Source organism: Kitasatospora sp. NPDC057965 (assembly GCF_042887135.1).
In the GTDB taxonomy this organism is placed as follows: Bacteria; Actinomycetota; Actinomycetes; order Streptomycetales; family Streptomycetaceae; genus Kitasatospora.
In genome coordinates this window covers 18,761-38,155 of sequence record NZ_JBHVPZ010000012.1, presented here as the reverse complement: position 1 = coordinate 38,155, position 19,395 = coordinate 18,761, and the positions used below count along the sequence as shown (strand labels likewise).

17 protein-coding genes are annotated in these 19,395 nt (G+C 74.2%); 9 read left to right on the top strand and 8 right to left on the bottom strand.

Translation table 11 applies throughout. The annotated features are described in order from the left end of the window. Nucleotides 1-124 precede the first annotated feature (124 nt). The 3 genes from ssuE (at nt 125) to ACFVVU_RS17275 (ending at nt 4,473) form a co-directional block, all read left to right on the top strand. Nucleotides 125-679, top strand: a complete 555-nt coding sequence (ssuE, locus tag ACFVVU_RS17285; protein WP_380682492.1) for an NADPH-dependent FMN reductase — start codon at nt 125-127, stop codon at nt 677-679. A 424-nt stretch (nt 680-1,103) separates the two neighbouring features. Beyond that, nucleotides 1,104-1,892 (top strand): ABC transporter ATP-binding protein, encoded by a 789-nt coding sequence (locus ACFVVU_RS17280; protein WP_380682494.1) that lies wholly within the window; start codon nt 1,104-1,106, stop codon nt 1,890-1,892. A 22-nt stretch (nt 1,893-1,914) separates the two neighbouring features. Next, complete coding sequence (locus ACFVVU_RS17275; RefSeq protein ID WP_387790683.1) at nt 1,915-4,473, top strand: ABC transporter permease; 2,559 nt, start codon at nt 1,915-1,917, stop codon at nt 4,471-4,473. A 120-nt stretch (nt 4,474-4,593) separates the two neighbouring features. On the opposite strand, the gene ACFVVU_RS17270 is transcribed toward ACFVVU_RS17275, so the two are convergent. After that, nucleotides 4,594-6,240, bottom strand: a complete 1,647-nt coding sequence (locus ACFVVU_RS17270) for an LCP family protein (RefSeq protein WP_387790682.1) — start codon at nt 6,238-6,240, stop codon at nt 4,594-4,596. 217 nt (nt 6,241-6,457) lie between these two features. Here ACFVVU_RS17270 and ACFVVU_RS17265 point away from each other — a divergent pair, with 217 nt between their 5' ends. Together ACFVVU_RS17265 and ACFVVU_RS17260 are read left to right on the top strand one after the other, a co-directional pair. Continuing rightward, nucleotides 6,458-7,498 carry a glycosyltransferase family 2 protein gene (locus ACFVVU_RS17265; protein ID WP_380686474.1) on the top strand — a complete coding sequence of 347 codons (1,041 nt, stop codon included), beginning with the start codon at nt 6,458-6,460 and terminating at the stop codon, nt 7,496-7,498. Nucleotides 7,499-7,584: 86 nt separating this feature from the next. Beyond that, on the top strand, nt 7,585-8,244 hold the full coding sequence (locus ACFVVU_RS17260) for an acyltransferase (protein ID WP_380686473.1): 660 nt from the start codon (nt 7,585-7,587) through the stop codon (nt 8,242-8,244). A 25-nt stretch (nt 8,245-8,269) separates the two neighbouring features. Here the strand turns inward: ACFVVU_RS17260 and ACFVVU_RS17255 are convergent, their stop codons facing one another. From ACFVVU_RS17255 to ACFVVU_RS17245, 3 genes are all read right to left on the bottom strand, one after another. Then, the gene (locus ACFVVU_RS17255) at nt 8,270-9,955 is read right to left on the bottom strand and encodes an LCP family protein (protein ID WP_387790681.1); all 1,686 of its coding nucleotides are present in this window, start codon (nt 9,953-9,955) and stop codon (nt 8,270-8,272) included. A gap of 248 nt (nt 9,956-10,203) precedes the next feature. Beyond that, complete coding sequence (locus ACFVVU_RS17250; protein ID WP_387790680.1) at nt 10,204-11,463, bottom strand: LCP family protein; 1,260 nt, start codon at nt 11,461-11,463, stop codon at nt 10,204-10,206. 36 nt (nt 11,464-11,499) lie between these two features. Then, nucleotides 11,500-12,291: a TIGR03089 family protein gene (locus ACFVVU_RS17245; protein WP_380686469.1), complete on the bottom strand. Its 792-nt coding sequence runs from the start codon at nt 12,289-12,291 to the stop codon at nt 11,500-11,502. Between the two features lie 104 nt (nt 12,292-12,395). Between ACFVVU_RS17245 and ACFVVU_RS17240 the strand changes: the two genes are divergently transcribed. Beyond that, the gene (locus ACFVVU_RS17240) at nt 12,396-13,646 is read left to right on the top strand and encodes a peptidoglycan recognition protein (protein WP_387790678.1); all 1,251 of its coding nucleotides are present in this window, start codon (nt 12,396-12,398) and stop codon (nt 13,644-13,646) included. A gap of 16 nt (nt 13,647-13,662) precedes the next feature. Here the strand turns inward: ACFVVU_RS17240 and ACFVVU_RS17235 are convergent, their stop codons facing one another. Next, a complete protein-coding gene (locus ACFVVU_RS17235) occupies nt 13,663-14,154 on the bottom strand; it encodes an SgcJ/EcaC family oxidoreductase (RefSeq protein WP_380684516.1) in 492 nt (163 codons plus the stop codon). A gap of 39 nt (nt 14,155-14,193) precedes the next feature. Between ACFVVU_RS17235 and ACFVVU_RS17230 the strand changes: the two genes are divergently transcribed. The 3 genes from ACFVVU_RS17230 to ACFVVU_RS17220 all read left to right on the top strand — a co-directional run bounded on the left by ACFVVU_RS17230 (nt 14,194) and on the right by ACFVVU_RS17220 (nt 15,942). After that, the gene (locus tag ACFVVU_RS17230) at nt 14,194-15,177 is read left to right on the top strand and encodes a DNA-3-methyladenine glycosylase family protein (protein ID WP_387790676.1); all 984 of its coding nucleotides are present in this window, start codon (nt 14,194-14,196) and stop codon (nt 15,175-15,177) included. 82 nt (nt 15,178-15,259) lie between these two features. After that, complete coding sequence (locus ACFVVU_RS17225; protein WP_380684514.1) at nt 15,260-15,499, top strand: type II toxin-antitoxin system Phd/YefM family antitoxin; 240 nt, start codon at nt 15,260-15,262, stop codon at nt 15,497-15,499. After that, nucleotides 15,496-15,942 carry a PIN domain-containing protein gene (locus ACFVVU_RS17220; RefSeq protein ID WP_387790674.1) on the top strand — a complete coding sequence of 149 codons (447 nt, stop codon included), beginning with the start codon at nt 15,496-15,498 and terminating at the stop codon, nt 15,940-15,942. The genes ACFVVU_RS17225 and ACFVVU_RS17220 overlap by 4 nt, the downstream gene beginning before the upstream one ends. Nucleotides 15,943-15,961: 19 nt before the next feature. On the opposite strand, the gene ACFVVU_RS17215 is transcribed toward ACFVVU_RS17220, so the two are convergent. From ACFVVU_RS17215 to ACFVVU_RS17205, 3 genes are all read right to left on the bottom strand, one after another. After that, nucleotides 15,962-17,254: a coenzyme F420-0:L-glutamate ligase gene (locus ACFVVU_RS17215; protein ID WP_387790672.1), complete on the bottom strand. Its 1,293-nt coding sequence runs from the start codon at nt 17,252-17,254 to the stop codon at nt 15,962-15,964. Then, nucleotides 17,251-18,210, bottom strand: a complete 960-nt coding sequence (gene cofD / locus ACFVVU_RS17210) for a 2-phospho-L-lactate transferase (protein ID WP_355373241.1) — start codon at nt 18,208-18,210, stop codon at nt 17,251-17,253. Before cofD ends, ACFVVU_RS17215 begins: the two co-directional genes overlap by 4 nt. Before the next feature lie 63 nt (nt 18,211-18,273). After that, a complete protein-coding gene (locus tag ACFVVU_RS17205; RefSeq protein ID WP_387790670.1) occupies nt 18,274-18,909 on the bottom strand; it encodes a cysteine dioxygenase in 636 nt (211 codons plus the stop codon). Nucleotides 18,910-19,395: the final 486 nt, after the last annotated feature.

Sequence of the window (19,395 nt, the reverse complement as noted above, 5' to 3'; positions counted from 1 at the left end):
GCGCAGCGCGCTCACCGCTGCCCGTCGCCCCGCCGGTCGCCGTCCGCCGACCGGCGCGCCCCGCGCCCGGTGAGTGCCCCGCGCCGTTGAAGCGCCGCCCCGCTTCCTCCCCGAGGTGAACCCCATGGCCACCGTCCTGTCCGTCTCCGGCTCCCCGTCCCCGACCTCCCGCACCACCCGACTGCTGCGCCTCGTCGACGCGCGGCTCGAGGAGCGCGGCCACCGCGTCGTCCCCTTCGAGGTGCGCAGCCTGCCCGCGCACGCGCTGCTCTCCGCCGACCTGTCGCACCCCGAGCTGGCGGCCGCCCTGGAGCTCTTCGCCGCCGCCGACGGCGTGGTGATCGGCACCCCGGTCTACAAGGCCGCCTACTCGGGCCTGCTCAAGGCGCTGCTGGACGTGCTGCCGCAGTACGCGCTGCGCGACAAGGCCGTGCTGCCGCTCGCCACCGGCGGCTCCACCGCGCACGTGCTGGCGGTGGACTACGCGCTGCGGCCGGTGCTCAGCTCGATGGGGGCCGACCACATCACCCAGGGCTGGTTCGTGCTGGACCGTCACATCACCGTCCGGGAGGACGGCACCACCGTGATCGAGCGCGAGACCGACGTGCTGCTGCGCCCCGTCGTGGACGGGTTCGCGGCCGCCCTGGAGCGCCGGGCCGCCCCGGCCCTGGCCTCCTGACGCCCGGCCGGCGCCCGGCGCGCCGGCCCCCGCACCCCCAGGCCCCGTCCGGCGACCCGCCGGGCGGGGCCCCGGCGTAGGCGGGCCCCTCGCCCCAGCAGGGCCTTCGCCCCGGCGGGCCTCCCTACGGGCGGACCCTGACCGGGCCCCGGCCGACCCCTAGGGGGAGGGGGCCGGCACCCCGTACAACTCCGGTTGGGCCGCTTCCTACCGTCGGATGACGAGGCGCGAGCGCCCGGCTCCTAACGTGGATCACATCCCCGCCGGTCCGAGGCGGACCCGGCGCGATCGGGTCCGGGCCCCCGGTGCACCGGCAGGGTGTAGCTAACTCCCGGTCGAAAACTATCCCCTGCGCGATGTCGCCGGACGGGTGGAACGGACGAGGCTGGGGGCAACGGGTGGGCCCACTTCTTAGGAGACGACAGTGACGACGGCAGCAGCAGCCGTGTACGACCCCCAGCTCCCCGGCGGTGCCGCCGCCGTCGCCGCCTCGGCTCGTCAGGTGACCAAGTCCTACGGCTCCGGCGAGACCAGGGTCACCGCCCTGGACGCGGTCGACGTCGACATCCAGCGCGGCCGCTTCACCGCGATCATGGGCCCCTCGGGCTCCGGCAAGTCGACCCTGATGCACTGCCTGGCCGGGCTGGACACGGTGACCCAGGGGCGGATCTGGATCGGTGACACCGAGATCACCGGTCTGAAGGACAAGCAGCTCACCAGGCTGCGCCGGGACAAGATCGGCTTCATCTTCCAGGCCTTCAACCTCCTGCCGACGCTGAACGCCCTGGAGAACATCACGCTCCCAATGGACATCGCGGGCCGCAAGCCCGACCAGGCCTGGCTGGACCGGGTGGTGGAGACGGTCGGCCTCTCCGGCCGGCTGAAGCACCGTCCGACCCAGCTCTCCGGCGGCCAGCAGCAGCGCGTCGCGGTGGCCCGGGCACTGGCCGCCCGGCCCGAGATCATCTTCGGCGACGAGCCTACCGGGAACCTCGACTCCCGCTCCGGCGCCGAGGTGCTCTCCTTCCTGCGCCGCAGCGTCGACGAGCTGGGCCAGACCATCGTGATGGTCACCCACGACCCGGTCGCCGCCGGCTACGCGGACCGCGTGCTGTTCCTCGCCGACGGCGTGATCGTCGACGAGATGCACGCCCCGACGGCCGACTCCGTCCTCGAACGCATGCGCCGTTTCGACGGCAAGCGCACCAGCTGAGCGGGCAGGGGCGGACAGGACCATGCTGCTCAAGACGTCACTGCGGAGCTTCCTCGCCCACAAGGGGCGGATGCTGCTCTCGCTGATCGCGGTCGTGCTGTCGGTCGCGTTCGTGTCCGGGACGCTGGTGTTCTCCAACACCGCGACCAGCACCTTCGACAAGCTCTTCGCGTCGACCGCCTCCGACCTCTCGGTCGGGCCCGCCAAGCCGGAGTTCGGCTTCGATCCGCGCGGCAAGACGCTGACCGTACCCGTCGACAGCGTCCGGAAGGTCGCCGCGATCCCCGGCGTGAAGTCGGCGATCGGCCAGGTGTCGGTGCAGAACGCCACCCTGGCCGACGCGGCCACCAACAAGGCGGTGGGCCCGACCTCCGGCGCCCCGACGATCGTCGGCAACTGGGCGGACACCCCGCGCAACGCGGTCGAGATCACCTCCGGCCACGCCCCGCAGGGCGCCGACCAGGTCGTCATCGACGCGGACACCGCCAAGAAGGCCAAGCTCGGCCTGGGCGGCAGGCTGCGCGTGATCACCGCCGACAAGCACGACTTCACCATCGTCGGCATCGCCACCTTCAAGACCACCAACCCCGGTGCGGCGCTGGCCTTCCTGTCCACCGAGACCGCGCAGAGCGTGCTGCTCGGGCAGACCGCCTACACCTCGGTCGAGGCGTTCGGCGACGGCAGCCGCTCCGACGAGCAGCTCAAGTCCGCCGCGCTGGCCGGGCTCGGCGCCGGCGTCCAGGCCAAGACGGCCGCCGAGCAGAAGGCGGAGAACAGCGACAGCGTCGGCTCCTTCCTGGACTTCATGAAGTACGCGATGCTCGGCTTCGCCGGCATCTCGCTGCTGGTCGGCGGCTTCCTGATCATCAACACCTTCTCGATGCTGGTCGCCCAGCGCACCCGGGAGATCGGGCTGCTGCGCGCCGTCGGCGGCAGCCGCCGGCAGGTCAACCGCTCGGTGCTGGTGGAGGCGCTGCTCCTGGGCACCCTCGGGTCCACCGTGGGCATCGGCGCCGGCCTCGGCCTGGCGGTCGGGCTGATCCAGCTGATGAACGCGGCCGGCATGCACCTCGACGCCGGGGACCTGAAGGTCGGCACGGACGTCTTCGTCGCCGGGTACGCGGTGGGCATCGTGATCACCGTGCTCGCGGCCTGGATACCGGCCCGCCGGGCCGGCCGGATCGCGCCGATCGCCGCGCTGCGCGACCACGGCACCCCGGCCGAGGCCCGCTCCAACACCGTCCGGGCGGTCATCGGCCTGGTGCTGACGGCGGGTGGCGGCGGTCTGCTGGTGCTGGCCTCCGGCGCGGAGAAGATGATCACCGGCGGCCGGTACTTCGGGCTGGGCGTGCTGTTCACCCTGGTCGGCTTCGTGGTGCTCGGCCCGCTGCTGGCCACCACCGTGGTGCGGGTGCTCGGCGCCCTGCTGCCCACCGTGTTCGGCCCGTCCGGCACGCTCGCCCAGCGCAACGCGATGCGCAACCCGCGCCGCACCGGCGCCACCGCGGCCGCGCTGATGATCGGACTGGCGCTGGTGATCGGTGCCTCGGTCTTCACCTCCTCGATGATCAAGTCCACCAATGAGCAGCTCGACCGTTCGGTGGGCGCCGACTACATCGTCCAGGCCGGCCGCAACGGCGTCTCCCCGGAGATCGTCGACGCCGTCCGCGGGACCTCGGGCATCGACCACGTCATCGAGCAGAAGTCCCTGCCCGCGCACTTCACCACCCCCGACGGCAAGACCTCGGAGCAGGGCGTCTCGGCGGTCTCCGCGCGGTTCACCGAGGACTTCCGGCTGCCGGTGAAGGAGGGCAGCGCCGACTCCCTCAAGCAGGGGTCGCTGGCGGTCGGCGAGGACTTCGCCAAGGAACGCGGCCTCAAGGTCGGCGACAGCATCACGATCGACTACGGCCAGGGCCGGGTCCAGTCGCTGCCGGTCGGCGTCATCATGACCAAGGGCAACTCGCTCTTCGACGGCAACACCTTCGCCTCGCTCGACGCCGTCGCCGAGGCTGTGCCGGCCGCGGACCTGCCGGTGGACGCCGTGCTCTTCGGCAAGGCCGCCGCCGGGGCGGACGTCGCCAGGACGCTCACCGCCCTGGAGGACTCGCTCAAGGAGTACCCGCAGGCCAATGTCCGTGACCAGGCCGGCTACAAGGAGCTCGTCCAGGACCAGATCAACGGTCTGCTCAACATGATCCTCGGGCTGCTCTTCCTGGCGATCGTGGTCGCGGTGCTCGGCGTGGTCAACACCCTGGCGCTCTCGGTGGTCGAGCGGACCCGCGAGATCGGCCTGCTGCGGGCGATCGGGCTCTCCCGCCGCCAGCTGCGCCGGATGATCCGCCTGGAGTCGATGGTGATCGCCCTGTTCGGCGCGGTGCTCGGCACCGTGCTCGGCCTGGCCTGGGGCGTCACCGGTCAGCGGGTGCTGCGGACGCAGGGTCTGGAGTCGCTCTCCGTCCCGGTCGCCACGATCCTGCTCACGCTGGCGGTCTCGGTGGGCATCGGCCTGCTGGCCGCCCTCATCCCGGCCTTCCGGGCCGGGCGGATGAACGTCCTCGCGGCGATCGCGACGGACTGACCGGTGGCGACCCCCGGATCGGGGGACCGGGGGTCGCCACCGGGGGGACGGGGGAAACAGGGGGAGGGGCAGGGTGCCGTGCGCACCCTGCCCCTCGCCGTTGCACGTGAGCCGGCCGGCTCATGGGCAGATGATGTCGCTCGCCCGCTCGGCGCCGGTCGTCTCCGCCGCCCCCGGCTCGCTCCCGGATGCGGCCGGGTGCGCCTCGCCCGCCGGGCCGGACGGGCCGGACGGTGCCGCGCCCGACCCCGTGAGCAGCGGGGCGGGCGGGGGAGCGGGGAGCGGGGTGGGGAGCGCCGTGGGCGTGGCCGCCGCCGGGTGGTCCGTGCCCGCGTACAGCTGGAGGACCATCCCCAGCCCGGGCACCGGGGTCAGCTCGGCCTCCGGCACCGCGCCCGCCAGCGTCCACGCCGACTCCGCCCAGCGCGGGTCGTACCGGATCACCGTCCGCCCGGGCGCGGTGCCGGCCGGGGCGTTGGACGGCACCCCCGTGGTGGCGAACCCCGCCCGCCGCAGCTCGGTGTCCACCCGCGCGCCCAGCCCCGCGGTGCCCGCCGCGTTGAACACCTGGACGTGCACCTGCTCCGGCGCGACGGCAGCCGCCGCACCCGCCGAACCCGTACCCGCACCCGCCGCAGGATCCGCCCCCGAGCTCCCCGAACCCCCCGAGCCCCCCGGCCCGTCCGGCCCCGCCCCGCCCGTCAGCGGCCGTCCTTCCCGGACGGCGTCGAACAGCTCCCGCGCCCGCTCCTCGTCCCAGAGCACCGTCGACCCCCACCCGGCGACCGGATGGTCCACCGAGGCCAGCGGCACGGTCACGAAGTCGGCCCGCCCGGCCGTCAGGTCCTTCATCCGGGTCCCCAGGGTGATCAGGTCGTCGGCCGCGAGCCCCTTGTCGGCCTTGACCGAGCCGAGCAGGCTGTCCGTCACCCGGGCCAGCCGCACCGGGTTGAGCAGGGTGCCGCTGCTGGTCACCTCGTGCAGCAGCTCGGCGACGAACTTCTGCTGCCGGTGCATCCGCCCCAGGTCGGAGCTGCCGTCCACGTGCCGCGCGCGCACGTACTTGAGCGCCCCCGCGCCGTCCAGGGTGCTGGTGCCGGCCGGCAGGTCCAGGCCCGAGTACTCGTCCTTGAGCGGCTTGGCGGTGCAGACCCGGACCCCGCCGACCGCGTCCACGGCGGCGACGAACCCGGTGAAGTTCACCTGGAGGTAGTGGTCGATCCGCAGCCCGGTGTTCTGCTCGACGGTGGCCACGGCCAGCTGCGGCCCGCCCAGCCCGTACGCCGCGTTGATCTTCCCCTTGCCGGCCGGGACGTCCTTGCGCGTCGCCGGGTCCCGGTGGGCGGGGATGTCGACATAGGAGTCGCGCGGAATGCTGATCACACTGGCCCGGGAGCCGTCCCCGGCGAGCCGGACGATCATCATCGTGTCGGTGCAGTGGCAGGACTCGCCCCCGGCGTGCAGCACGCTCTTCAGCGTCTCCTCCGGGATGCCCTCGCGCTCGTCGGTGCCGACCACCAGGAAGGTGCTGGCGCTGTCGTCGGCCGGGCGGGCCCGGTCGCCGCTGAAGGCGTCGACCCGGTCGATCGACCCGATGCCGTGCAGCACCGCCCAGCCGCCGCCCGAGGTGGCGAGGATGCCGAGGGCGACACAAGCGGCCAGCCGCCGGAGCCAGCGGCGCAGCCGTCCGGTCGAGGATCCGGGCCGTGACGGCGAGGCACCGGCCGGGCCTCCGGGCCGCGCGGCGGAGAGGGGGGAGACGGGCATCTCTCGGATGGTAGGGGCGTCCCGGCCGGGCCGGGTGAGGGCGCGCCGGGCCCGGGGAGTACGGTGGGCCCCGATCGGTGAAACGTTCCTCCTGGCGCTCTCCGGCGACGCTGGAACGTTCCGTCGGCAATCCTTCGCATACGGTCGCTCCGGGCCGGGCTCAGCGCCCAGACCGGGACAAGACGACACCCCGCCCACACCGGTACGGTTGGCCCCGATGAACACCAAGGCTGCTGAGGAGCTGCCGGCGGTCTCCGTGATCATGCCGGTGCTCAACGAGGAACGACACCTGCGTACGGCCGTCCGGCACATCCTGGAACAGGAGTACGCCGGGCCGATGGAGGTGGTGATCGCCCTCGGTCCGTCCACCGACCGCACCGCGCAGATCGCCGCCGAACTCGTCGCCGAGGACCGCAGGGTGCGGACCGTGGAGAACCCCACCGGGCGTACCCCCGCAGGGCTGAACGCCGCGATCCGGGGCTCCAGTCACCCGATAGTGGTACGGGTCGACGGTCACGGCCTGCTGACCCCGGGCTACATCACCACGGCGGTCAGGCTGCTCTGCGAGATGGAGGCCGCCAACGTCGGCGGCATCATGCACGCCGAGGGCGAGACCGAGTGGGAGAACGCGGTCGCGGTCGCGATGACCTCCAAGATAGGCGTCGGCAACGCCGCCTTCCACACCGGCGGCCTGGCCGGCCCGGCGGACACCGTCTACCTCGGGGTGTTCCGGCGCGAGGTGCTGGAGCGCCTCGGCGGCTACAACGAGGAGTTCGTCCGCGCCCAGGACTGGGAGCTCAACTACCGCATCCGGCAGGACGGCGGCCTGGTCTGGTTCACCCCGCAGCTGCGCGTCACCTACCGCCCCCGGCCCAGCGTCAAGGCGCTCGCCAAGCAGTACAAGGACTACGGCCGCTGGCGCCGGGTGGTCACCCGGTACCACCGGGGCTCGGTCAACCTGCGCTACCTCGCGCCCCCGGCCGCCTTCCTCGGCGTCACCCTCGGGCTGGTGCTCGGCGTGGCCGTCCACCCGGCCTTCCTGGCCGCGCCCGGGGCCTATGTGCTCGGCATCAACGGCGGCGCGCTGGCCGAGGGCCGCGGCCTGTCGCTCAAGGCGAAGGCGCTGCTGCCGGTGGCCTTCGCGACCATGCACCTCAGCTGGGGCTTCGGCTTCCTCACCTCGCCGCGCTCGCTGGCCCGCAAGGTGATCGGCAGCCGCTCCCCGTCCGCCGCCGACGTGGTCGTCGAACGCGGCTGACCCCCGGCGGCCCCTCCCGGGCACCAATCGGCCAATCCCGCGGACCCGCCCTCCCGTTCCCGCCCCCGGCGCTATCGTCGGGCGCCATGGGGACAGTTGAGGGCGGGTCCGCCGCCGTTGCGGGGCCCGCCGCCGCTTCCGCGGGTGCCGGGGCCCGGGTCGAGCCGACCGCCGACGTCGACGGGCGCGCGGTGCTCGGCGCCGGGACGACCGTCTGGCACCTCGCCCAGGTCCGCGAGGACGCGGTGATCGGCGCGGAGTGCGTCATCGGCCGCGGCGCCTACGTCGGCCCCGGCGTGCGCATCGGCGACCGGGTCAAGCTGCAGAACCACGCGCTGGTCTACGAGCCGGCGGTGCTGGAGGACGGCGTGTTCGTCGGCCCGGCCGCGGTGCTCACCAACGACCTCTACCCGCGCTCGGTGGACGTCGACGGCCGCCTCAAGCGCGGCGACGACTGGCACGCCCGCGGGGTGACGCTCCGCCAGGGCTGCTCGATCGGCGGCCGGGCCGTCCTGGTCGCCGGGGTGACGGTGGGCCGCTGGGCCCTGGTCGCGGCCGGCGCGGTGGTGCACCGGGACGTCCCGGACTTCGCCCTGGTGGCCGGCGTGCCGGCCCGCCGGATCAAGTGGGTCGGCCGGGCCGGCGAGCCGCTGGAGCCGGCCGGCGAGCACCGCTGGCGCTGCCCGCGCACCGGCGAGGAGTACCGGGAGTCCGACGGCCTGCTGGCCCCGGCGGAGCCGTCCTGACGTTCGGCCGCTCGGCGCAGACGGACTACTTGGCGCAGACGTCGGTGTCGTCGGCCTGGACCCGCTGGAGGTCCTTGGGCGCCTCGGTCGCCGGAGCGCTCGGGGTCGCCGCCGCGGCGGCCGGCGCGTCCTTGCCCAGCACCAGCACCAGCCCGTCCTTGGCGGTCAGCTTCGGGTCCGCCTTGACCGCGTCGGCGGGCAGGCCCAGCGCACCGGCCAGCGCCGCCGCCTCGGCGGCCCTGCCGGCCGGGTGGGAGACGGTGGTGGCCGCCGCGACGGGCGCGTTGGCGGAGGTCGCGGCCCGGGCGTAGCCCTTCGCCTGGAGCCGGTCGACGGCCTGCTGCGCCTGCCCGGGCGTCCCGCTGCCGTTGCGCACCGTCACCCGCAGCTGCTTCGTGTCCACCACCGGAGCGGCCGCGGACGGCGCCGCCTCGGGGGTGGCCGGAGCGGTGGCCGGAGCATTGGCGGCCGGAGCCGCGGCAGCCGGAGCGGTGGCGGCCGCGGTCTGCGGGGCGGCCGGGTCCGCCGCCCCGGTCAGCGACCGGTCGCCCCCGACCATCGAGAACAGCTGCCCGGCGTCCGGCTGCTTGAGCACCAGCCGGTTCTCGTCCGTCGGGTCGTCCAGCACCGGCACGGTGGCGAAGGTGATGTTCCCGGTGTCGACCTTGCTGACGTCCAGCGCGAGGTCCTTCAGCTTGTCGACGCTGTCGATCCCGGAGTCGACGGTGAGCGCCTTGGTGGAGGCGTCCGCCAGCTTCCACAGCTTGGCCGGGTTGGTCAGGGTGTCGCTGCTCTTGACCGAGCGGATCATCGAGCTGATGAACTGCTGCTGCAGCGGGATCCGGGTGAGGTCGCCGCCCTGCCCGACGGCGTGCCGGGTACGGACGAAGGCGAGCGCCTCGTCGCCCTGGACGACGTGCCGGCCCTTGCTCATCTTCAGGTGCGAGTCCGGGTCGTTGATGTCCTTGGCCGCGCACACCTCGACGCCGCCGACGGCGGTGGAGAGCGTCTTCACGGCATCGAAGTTGACCATCACGAAGTGGTCGACCCGGATCCCGGTCATCTTCTCGACGGTCTTCCAGGTGCAGCCCGGATCACGGCCCTCCTGGCCGAGGCTGTTGTTGAACATCGTGCGCGACGCACCGGGGATGGTCTTCCCATCCGGCGTCCGGCAGTCCGGGACGGGCACCATGAGGTCGCGCGGGATGCTGAGCACGGTCGCGTTGGTGCGGTCCTTGGCGACGTGGAACAGCAGGGTGGTGTCGGCGTGCCCGGCGCTGCCCTCGTCACCGTACGAGCGGCCCAGGCCCTCCCGGCTGTCGGTGCCGATCACCAGGATGTTCATGGCGTCGCCGGCCGGCTTGGGCCGCTCCGCCTCGTCGCCCAGCTGCACCTTGACGGCGGTGATGTTGTTGTTGAGGTGCTGGTACGCGTAGTACGCGCCGCCGCAGCCGGCCACCAGGGCGAACGCGCCGAGGCCGCCGGACCACTTCAGCAGCCGTCGGCGGCGGTTGCGCCGGGCCGTGCGCGCCCGGCGGTGGGCGCCCCGGCCGCCGCCGGCCGGGGGCGCGGCGGCGGGTGCGGGTACCGGCGCGGGCACGGGTGCCGCGGGCTCGGCCGCGCTGCCCCGGCGCTGGACGGGGATGCCGTGGGCGGGGTCGGACGGGGGCCGCTCCGCGTCCGGCGTGACGCCCTGGGTGTCCTGCTGCACGGGTGTTCCCCTCCCTCCGACCGGTTCACGGGACGGTGCGCGAATTGCGCGACCGACTCGGACACCCTAGACGAGCCGGGTGGGGGGATTGTTCCGGATGTGATCTCCGCCATCACCCGGGACGTGATTCACCGCGTCATTTCCCCAGGTGAAATCGGGTGCTGGGAATTTCCGGGGAGAGCCCTTCAAGATCATGGTCCGTGTACGGAATGGTGATCCGATGAGCAGATGAGCCGTACCGGTACGGGTCAGTGCATCGCGCACGCGTCCACGTCGGCGGTCCGCCCCTCGAACGACGGCGGAGTGCTCACGCTCGGTGACGGAGCCGCCGACGGAGCCGCCGACGGGCCGGCCGACGGACTCGCCGCCGGCGCCGCCCGGACCGTCGGCGAGGGCCCCGACCCCGGCGGCCGCACTTCCACCGGCCGGTCGTCCCGCAGCGCCGCGAACAGCTGCGTGGTCTGCGGCTGCACGAACTCGTCCCGGTCCGAGTCGAACCGGTACGGCTGCCGCGGCGCCGTCAGGAAGGTGACGTCCGCCGACGGGATCTCCCGCAGGTCCTGGGTCAGGTCGTACAGCGCGCCCAGCGAGGACAGCCCGCCGTCGGCCCGCACCGACGAGGTCGCCGCGTCCAGCACCGGCCACAGCTTGGTCGGATTGAGCAGCACGTCCTGCGACTGCACCTTGCGGATCAGCGCCGCCAGGAACTGCTGCTGACGCCCCATCCGCTGGGTGTCGCTGCCGTCGCCGAGGGTCTCCCGCGCCCGGACGTAGCCGAGCGCCTGCTCGCCGTGCAGGGTCTGCCGCCCGGCCGGCAGGTCCAGCTTGGCGTCCTTGTCGTGGATCGGCTGCGGGACGCACACCTCGACCCCGTCCACGGCGTCCACCATCCGCTTGAACCCGGCGAAGTCGACGATCACGTAGTGGTCGATCCGGATGCCGCTGAGCTGCTCGACGGTCCGGATCGAGCAGGCCGGACCACCGGTCTCGAAGGCCGCGTTGAACTGCATCAGGGTGGCCCGGCTGCGGGTGCCGTCCGGCTTCTCGCAGGCGGGGACGCTCACCATGACGTCGCGCGGGATGGAGACGGCGGTCGCGCGCCGCCGGTCGGCCGCCAGGTGGAGCAGGATCGTGGTGTCCGAGCGCTGGCCGCCCGCCGCGCCGTAGGAGGCGTTGGCGCCGGTGCGGTCGTCGCTGCCGATCAGCAGCAGGTTCTCCGCGCCGTGGGCCCCGGCGGTCCGGCTGGGGCGCTCGGCCTCCAGCCGGGCCAGCAGCTGGTCGGTGGTGGAGTCGGTGCGGATGTTGCCGTCGAGCTTGCGGTACGCGATCCAGAGCAGCGTGCCGCCGGCGAGCAGCACGAACGCGAGCGCGCCGGCCGTGACGACCAGCCACCGGCGGCGCCGGCGCCGGCGGGCGGAAGCCTCGGGGACGGCTTCCGGTGCCGCGGCGCCGGCCTCCTCGGTCGGGGGGCGTCCGGTCGGGGGGTGCTCGGTGTCGTCCTCGGCCATGGCAGGGATCCCTACCCGCCCGGCCGGGGCCGGGGGTTACCCGAGGCGCAGTGTCACCCGTTCGGATTCCACCCGCTTCTCCCACTGGTCGGCGTCCAGGCCGTCCGAGTTGCGGCAGAGCACCACCGACGCGCCGGCCGCCAGCGGCGCCAGCAGACCGGCCTCCAGGCCCGCCCAGTCGTCGTAGGAGAGGGTGGACAGCACCCGGTCGCCCGGACCGACACCGAGCCGGGCCGCGCCCTCCCGGGCCAGCTGGACGCTCTGCTCCCCGGTCAGCTTCAGGGGCAGGCCGTCGACCGAGGTCTCCAGCGCCGGGGCGTCCGGGGCGACGGGGGAGTACGGGGCGAACCGGTCGCCCTGGCCGGGCACCTCGGCCGCGTAGTCCAGGAAGCCGTCCGGGCGCTGGGGGAACCGCCCGCCGAGCGGCCGCAGCGCGAGCGCCACCCGCTCGCCCTCGCAGGCCTGGGCGGCCTCCAGGCCGTCCGGGCCGCTGACCACCAGGTCGGCGGCGGCCGGGTCACCGCCCGGAACCGCCGTCACCCCGACCGACCAGCAGGCGAGCAGCCAGACGGCGCTCTGCCAGTGGGCCGGGAGGAGCAGCGCGGCGCGGTCGCCCGGGCCGGCGTTGAGCTCGTCCTGGAGCAGGTTGGCGGTCTTGGCCACCCAGTTGTCGAAGGTCCGGGCGGAGAGCTCGACGCGTTCGCCACTGGCGTCGTCGTAGAAGGTGACCAGCGGGGCGGCGGGGTCGACTGAGGGAGTGCCACCTCGCAGGAAAGCGTGCAGCAGCTCGACGGGGGTGCGGGCATCGGCAGCGAAAGGCGAAGTCATGGTGCGCCCCAGCCTACGGCCTTCGGGTGGACGTCCGGGAGGGGTGGCGGAAGCAGCGCCGGGTGGCGTGGCGCGCGGGTCGAAATCCCGTGAACATCCGGTTTATGCGCAACTTTCTTCCGGCCCTCCGCGGCCGCCCGACCGTCGTCGTCCCCACCGCCCTGCTCGCCGTCTGCGCGGCCGTGCTGCCGCTGTCCCCGGCCGCCGCGGAATCCGGCCCGTTATCCACGGGCCCCTCGCCGCAGGCCGGACAGCGGAGTTCGGCGGGCGGCGGCACCGTCAGCTCGATCCCGCTGACCGCTCCGCACCGGCTCACCGGCTCCGGCTCGCTCCCGGCGGCCGCCGCCCGCACGCTGGCACCGCGCCGCACCGGGCGGTTCGAACTGCTCGGGGTCACCTGGGACGGTCCGTCGAGCGCGCTCGACGGCGCCGCCGTCCGGGTCCGCACGCGGGACGCGGCCACCGGCGCCTGGCGCGGCTGGCAGCGGCTGGACGTCGACGGCGACGAGGGGCCGGACACCCCGGCCGCCGCCGGCCGAGCCAGGCGCGCCGGCACCGCCCCGCTGTGGACCGGCCCCAGCGACGGCGTCGCCGTCGAGGTGACCGCCGGTCCGGCCGGACCGCCGCCCGGCCTGCGGGTCGAACTGGTCGACCCGGGCCGCGGCGCCGAGTCCTCCGCCGCCCGGAGCACGCCCGCCGAACCGGACGCCGGCGGCCGACGGGCCGCCGGCAACCAGGCCCCGCGCCCCGAGATCGTCACCCGGGCCGGCTGGGGCGCCGACGAGTCCATCCGCGAGCCCGGCTTCGTCTACACCGGCCAGGTCCGGGCGGTCTTCATCCACCACACCGCCACCGCCACCGCGTACGAGTGCTCCGACGCACCCCGGGTGATCCGGTCGATCTACCTGTACCACGTGCAGAGCAACGGCTGGCGGGACATCGGCTACAACTTCCTGGTCGACCGCTGCGGCACCGTCTACGAGGGCCGGGCCGGCGGCACCGACCTGCCGGTGCACGGCGCCCACACCCTCGGCTTCAACACCGACACGGCGGGCGTCGCGGCGATCGGCACCTACGTCTCGGACGCGCCCCCGGCGGAACTGCTGACCGGCCTGTCCCGGATCACCGCCTGGAAGCTCGGCCTCACCGGACGGGACGCGGCCGGCCAGGTGAAGCTGGTCTCCGGCTCCAGCAGCAGCCTCTACCCGGCGGGCACCACCGTCACCTTCGACGCCGTCTCCGGCCACCGCGACGGCGTCAGCACCGAGTGTCCCGGCGCCGCCCTCTACGCCAGGCTCCCCGACATCCGCAGCGCGGCGGCCGGCCTGCAGGGCCGCGTCGCCGCCCCGCGGTAGCCGCCGCGCGCCGCAGTCACCCCGGTCCGGGCCCGCGCCCGACCAGCTCCCGCAGCTCCGCCGTCAGCGCCCGCGCGAGATCGGGCCGCAGGTCGTACCGGGCCGGGGTGTTCTGCATCAGGGCGATCCGCCAGCCCGCGCCCGCGTTGACGGCGATCACCGTCTGCACCGCGTTCAGCGCGGGGTCCACGTCCTGGGCGTCGTCCGGCACCAGGCCGGCGACCGCGTCCAGCTGCGCGACCCCGGGGCCCAGCGCCCGCACCCGCCGCACCTTGGCGACGTACTCCGGCGTCGGGTGGCCGGCGAAGACCCGCCCCAGTTCGGCGGCCATCACCGACCGGCCGGCGTGCCGGGTCCCGTCGAAGCCGATCACCTCGCCGTCCGGCGCGAACGGCCCGGCGAAGGCCGCGCCGTCCCGCAGGTTCCAGCCCTCCAGCACCCGGTGGTAGAGGGACCGCACGGCACTCTCGTCACCTGGGGACAGCTCCGCCACCCGCGTATCGTTCATATCCCCATGGTCGGCGGACAGCGCAGGAGGTGCACGACGGTGAGCGGGAGCACGCGCACGGGCGCGCACACGGGCCTGCCCGCCCCCCGGGGCGCCGGCGGCCGCACCGACGGCGGAGCCGTCCGCCGCTGGCGGCCCGGCTTCCCGCTGGACGTGACCCGCACCCTGCTCCCGCTGCGCCGCGGCCCGGCCGACCCGGCGTACCGGACCACCGCCGACGGCGCCGTCTGGCGCGCCTCCCGCACCCCGGCCGGCATCGGCACCCTGCGGGTGCTCGCCCGCCCCTCCGAGGGCGTCGTCGAGGCGGGCGCCTGGGGCCCGGGCGCCCCGTGGCTGCTCGACCGGCTGCCCGACCTGCTCGGCGCCGCCGACGACCCGGCGGGCCTGGTCCTGCCGTCCGGCCCGCTGCGCGAGGCCCAGCGCGAGGTGGCCGGGGTGCGGCTGGTCAGGACCGGCCTGGTCATGGAGTCCCTGGTGCCGGCGATCCTGGAGCAGAAGGTCACCACCAGCGAGGCCTACCGCGCCTGGCGCACCCTGCTGCGCGCCTTCGGCACCCCGGCGCCCGGCCCGGTCGAGGGCCTGCGGGTGGCGCCCTCGGCCCGCGAGTGGTCCCTGGTGCCGAGCTGGGAGTGGCACCGCGCGGGCGTGGACCCGAAGCGCTCGGCGACGGTGCAGCGCGCGGTGCGCCTGGCGCCGCGCCTGGAGGAGGCCTCCGCGATGGACCACGAGACCTCCTTCGCCCGCCTGACCGCCGTCCCCGGCATCGGCGTCTGGACGGCCGCCGAGACCCTGCAGCGCAGCAACGGCGACGCCGACGCCGTCTCGGTCGGCGACTTCCACCTGCCCAACACCGTCGGCTGGGCCCTGGCCGGCCGCGTCCGCAGCGACGACGCCCAGATGCTGGCCCTCCTGGAGCCCTACCGCCCCCACCGCCACCGCCTCTGCCGCCTGATCCTCGCCACCGGTACCCACGCCCCCCGCTTCGGCCCCCGCCTCACCCCCAACGACCACCGCCACCGCTGACACCACACCTTCGGGTGAGCTGTCCGATCAGCGACGCACTACGGCGTAGTACCCGGCGTACGCTGGCCGCATGGAAGCAACCATGAGGGAACTGAACCAGCAGACGGCCAGGGTGATAGGAGCCGTCGAGCGCGGCGAGACGGTCACCGTCACCAAGGACGGCCGCCACGTGGCCACCATCGTGCCGCCGCACCTGGCCGAGCCCGTCTACCCGTTCCGGACCGACCCGATGGGTGACGAGATCGACGACCTGCCGGTCATCAGCGGCGGCCGCCGGATTCTCGACGATCTGGACAGTGCCATGGAAGGGTTCGGCGAGTGAGCGGCGTCGCAGTGGTCGGGGACACGGGAGCGCTGCTCTCCTGCTATTCGCCGGCGGAGAAGGAGCACCACGCCTGCCGGGCCGCGTTGCGCACGGTCGGGCACCTCGTCATTTCCCCGCTGGTCCTGGCCGAGCTGGACTACCTGGCCACCAAGTCGCTCGGTGCCGACGGGGCCATGCGCATCCTCGACGACATCATCGACAAGTGCGCGATCGGCCGGTACGAGGTTCCGGAAGTAGGCGCACACCTGGGAGCCGCCAGGGTTGTGATGCGTACGTATCCGAAGCTCAACATCGGCCTGACCGACGCGATCAACGTCGCGCTCGCCGCCGAGTTCCGCACCGACGCCGTGCTGACCGTCGACCGGAGGCACTTCCGGGCGGTCCGGCCGCTGACCGACCACGAGGCCTTCCGGCTGCTGCCGGACGACCTCGACAGCTGATTCCTCCTGCCGATCCCCCCTACCGGACCTCGATGAAGGCGGCGGCGGAGCGGTCGGGGCGGGTGCGCGGGGGTTCGGCGGGGTGGCCGACGGCGACGGCGCCCATCGGGTCCCAGTGGGCGGGGAGGTCCAGGGCGGCGCGGACGGTGTCGCGGCAGAACATGGTGGACGACACCCAGGCCGAGCCGTAGCCCTCGGCGGCCAGCGTGACCAGGAGGTTCTGCACGGCGGCGCCGATCGCCACGGTGAACATCTCCCGCTCGGCGGCGGCGCGGCGCTCGTCGGGGTAGTCGTGCGAGCCGTCCATCACCAGGCAGGGCACCACCAGGTACGGGGCGGCCCGCAGGACGTCGCCGCGGGCGGTGCGGCGGGCGATCCTGGCCTCGTCCCAGCCGTCCAGCTCGGCGAGGTCGCGGCGCCAGGCGGCGAGCATCGCGTCCAGCAGCCGGGTCCGCACCTCGGGGGTCTCCAGCAGCACGAACCGCCACGGCGTGGTGTGGTGCGGCGCGGGCGCGGTGACCGCGGCGGCGACGGCGCGCCGGACGGCCTGCGGGTCGACCGGCTCGGGGGTGAACGCGCGGATGGTGCGCCGCTGGGTGACGGCCTGCCGGATCGCCTCGGAGGTGCCGAGCCGGAACATGTCCTGGTCGGCGGGCCGGATCAGCGGCCGGACGCCCTCGCCGTCCTCGACGGTGACCAGGTGGCCGAGGCCGCGGACCACGGCGACCGGGGTGCCGGTGGCCTTGCCCTTCACCAGGTCGGCGGCGGCGGCCAGCTCGTCGGCGGTGGCGGTGACGGTGAGCGCCAGCTCGTTGCCGTGCGAGTCGGTGCGGCCCCGGTGGTCCTCCAGGACGGGCAGCCCGGCGGCGCCGATGGCGACGTCGGTGAGCCCGTTGCGCCAGGGCCGGCCGAAGGTGTCGGTGACGACGACGGCGAGCCGGCGCCCGGTCAGCTGCTGGAGCCGGGCACGCAGCGCGCGGGCGGAGGCGTCCGGGTCCTCGGGCAGCAGCAGGATGGTGCCGGGGGCGGTGTTCGAGGCGTCGACGCCCGCGGCGGCCATCACCAGGCCGTTGCGGTTCTCGACGATCCGGGTGGGGCCGCGCCGGGCGACCACCCGGACGGCCTCGGCGTCGATCGCGGCCTCCCGGTCGGCGGCCTCCAGGATCCGGCCCTCGGCCTTGCTGACCACCTTGGAGGTGACCAGCAGGATGTCGCCGTCCTGGTACTCGGCGGCCTTGGCGATCAGCCCGGCGAGGTCGGAGTCGGCGTCGATCTCGGGCAGCCCGCCGACGGGCAGGACCTGGAGGGTCACCCGCGCACCTGCTCGGCGAGCGCGAGCGCGGCCCGGGCCATCTCGGCGGTGGCGGCGACGTCGGTCATCAGCAGCGGCACCGCCCGGCAGGCGATCCCGCCGGCCTCGACGGCGGCGACGGACGCCTCGTCCGCGCTGTCCACCAGCCACCCGTCGATCAGCTCGGAGCCGTAGTTCAGCGCGACCGCCTCGGCGGTGGCCTCGACGCCGACGGCGGCGAGCACCTTGTCGGCCATGCCGCGCACCGGCGCCCCGCCGATGATCGGGGAGAGCCCGACCACCGGGGCGGGCGCGGCGGCGACGGCGGCCCGGATGCCGGGCACGGCGAGGATGGTGCCGATCGAGACGACCGGGTTGGACGGCGGGAAGAGGATGACGTCGGCGGCGGCGATGGCCTCCAGCACGCCGGGCGCCGGCTTGGCGGTGTCCGCGCCGACCGGCACGATCGCCTCGGCGTCGACGGCGGCGTGCAGCTTGACCCAGTACTCCTGGAAGTGGATCGCCCGGGTGCCCTGCTCGTCGGTGATCCGCACATGGGTCTCGACCCGGTCGTCGCTCATCGGCAGCAGCCGCACCCCGGGCCGCCAGCGCACGCAGAGCGCCTCGGTGACCTGGCTGAGGGTGTAGCCGGCGGTGAGCATCTGGCTGCGCACGAGGTGGGTGGCGAAGTCGCGGTCGCCGAGCCCGAACCACTCGGGCCCGACGCCGTACTCCTTCATCTCGGCCTTGATGGACCAGGTCTCGTCGGTCCGGCCCCAGCCCTGCTCCTCGTGGATGCCGCCGCCGAGGGTGTACATGACGGTGTCGAGGTCGGGGCAGACCTTCAGCCCGAAGAGGTGGATGTCGTCACCGGTGTTGCCGATGACGGTGATCTCGTCCTCGGGACCGATGGCCTCCCGGAGTCCGCGCAGGAAACGCGCTCCGCCGATCCCGCCTGCCAGTGCCACGATGCGCATGCGCCCATCCTGCCACGCGCCGACGGGTCGTCAGCCCGGTCCTCGACAACCTGCCGCCGGGTCTCAGCCAACCTCGGCGGACGTCTGCTGGTGCTGCTCCGGGACGGCCGCGGCGCCGCCGTACTGGTTCATCTCGGTCAGGCCGGGGCTGTAGAGGTGGATGGAGACGGCCGGCTCCAGCGAGCCGTTGACCACCTCGTGCAGGTAGCCGGCGGAGAACACCCGCTGCCCGCCGGGGCGCAGCGTGCGGGCACCGTCCCCGGCGTGGGTGAGGGAGCGCTCGACGAGCTCGCCCCGCACGACGGTCATCACGCCGGCCGAGGCGCCGTGGTCGTGGAGGCCGCTGCTCTGGCCGGGCAGCCAGCTGAGCAGCCAGACCTCGTAGCCGGGGCCGGTCTCCAGCCGGGCGTACCAGCGGGTGAGCGCGTCGTAGCGGACGAGCGGCTCCCAGCGGGCGCGGTCGGCGGCGATCTCGCGCACCAGCCGGGCGTGGTCGGCGACGGTGACCGGGTGCGTGGGCAGGTCGGTGCGGGCGAGGTGCGGGAAGGCCAGCGGGTCGCCGGCGATGGAGACGTCGCTGAGGCCGTCGGCCCACGGGTGGCCCACGGGGTGGCCGCCGGGGGAGAGGGCGACGGGGGGCCGGCGGAGGGTGGTCTTGCTGCGGTCGCGGTTCCGCTTGCGGATGCGGATCATTCGCACGGGAGTCGTCCTCGGAGGGCTGGGTCGTCAGGGGATCAGCCGGATCCGGGATGTCCTGGGGCGGGAATCGCGGGCGGCCTCTGTGCTTCCTGGGCGGCGCGCGGCGGGACGGCGGGCGCCTAGATACAGCGGCAGGAACAGAGGCGACAACAGGAGTTCACGGCACGGCGGAGGGCGGAACCGCTCCGGGGGCTGGCGAACTCTGACATGAGGGCAAGGAGATCGCACGGGAGGGGCCGGTGTCAACTCGGGGAGAGCGGACATTCGGGAGAGATGAGTCATGAACTACCCGATGGGGTGATAAATCACCCTCTATGTTTCGATGGGAAGATCGCCGGGAAGGGAGGCCGATGACCGGCCTTGTGGCGGTGACTGCGTGTCACCCGGCCCCCGGTTGCGGAGGGTTCGGCGGCCTTCGAGGGCGATCGGGCGAGAGGTCCGTTGTGTCCGGTTATGTACACTATTCGTAACGGCTTGGTGCCGGGG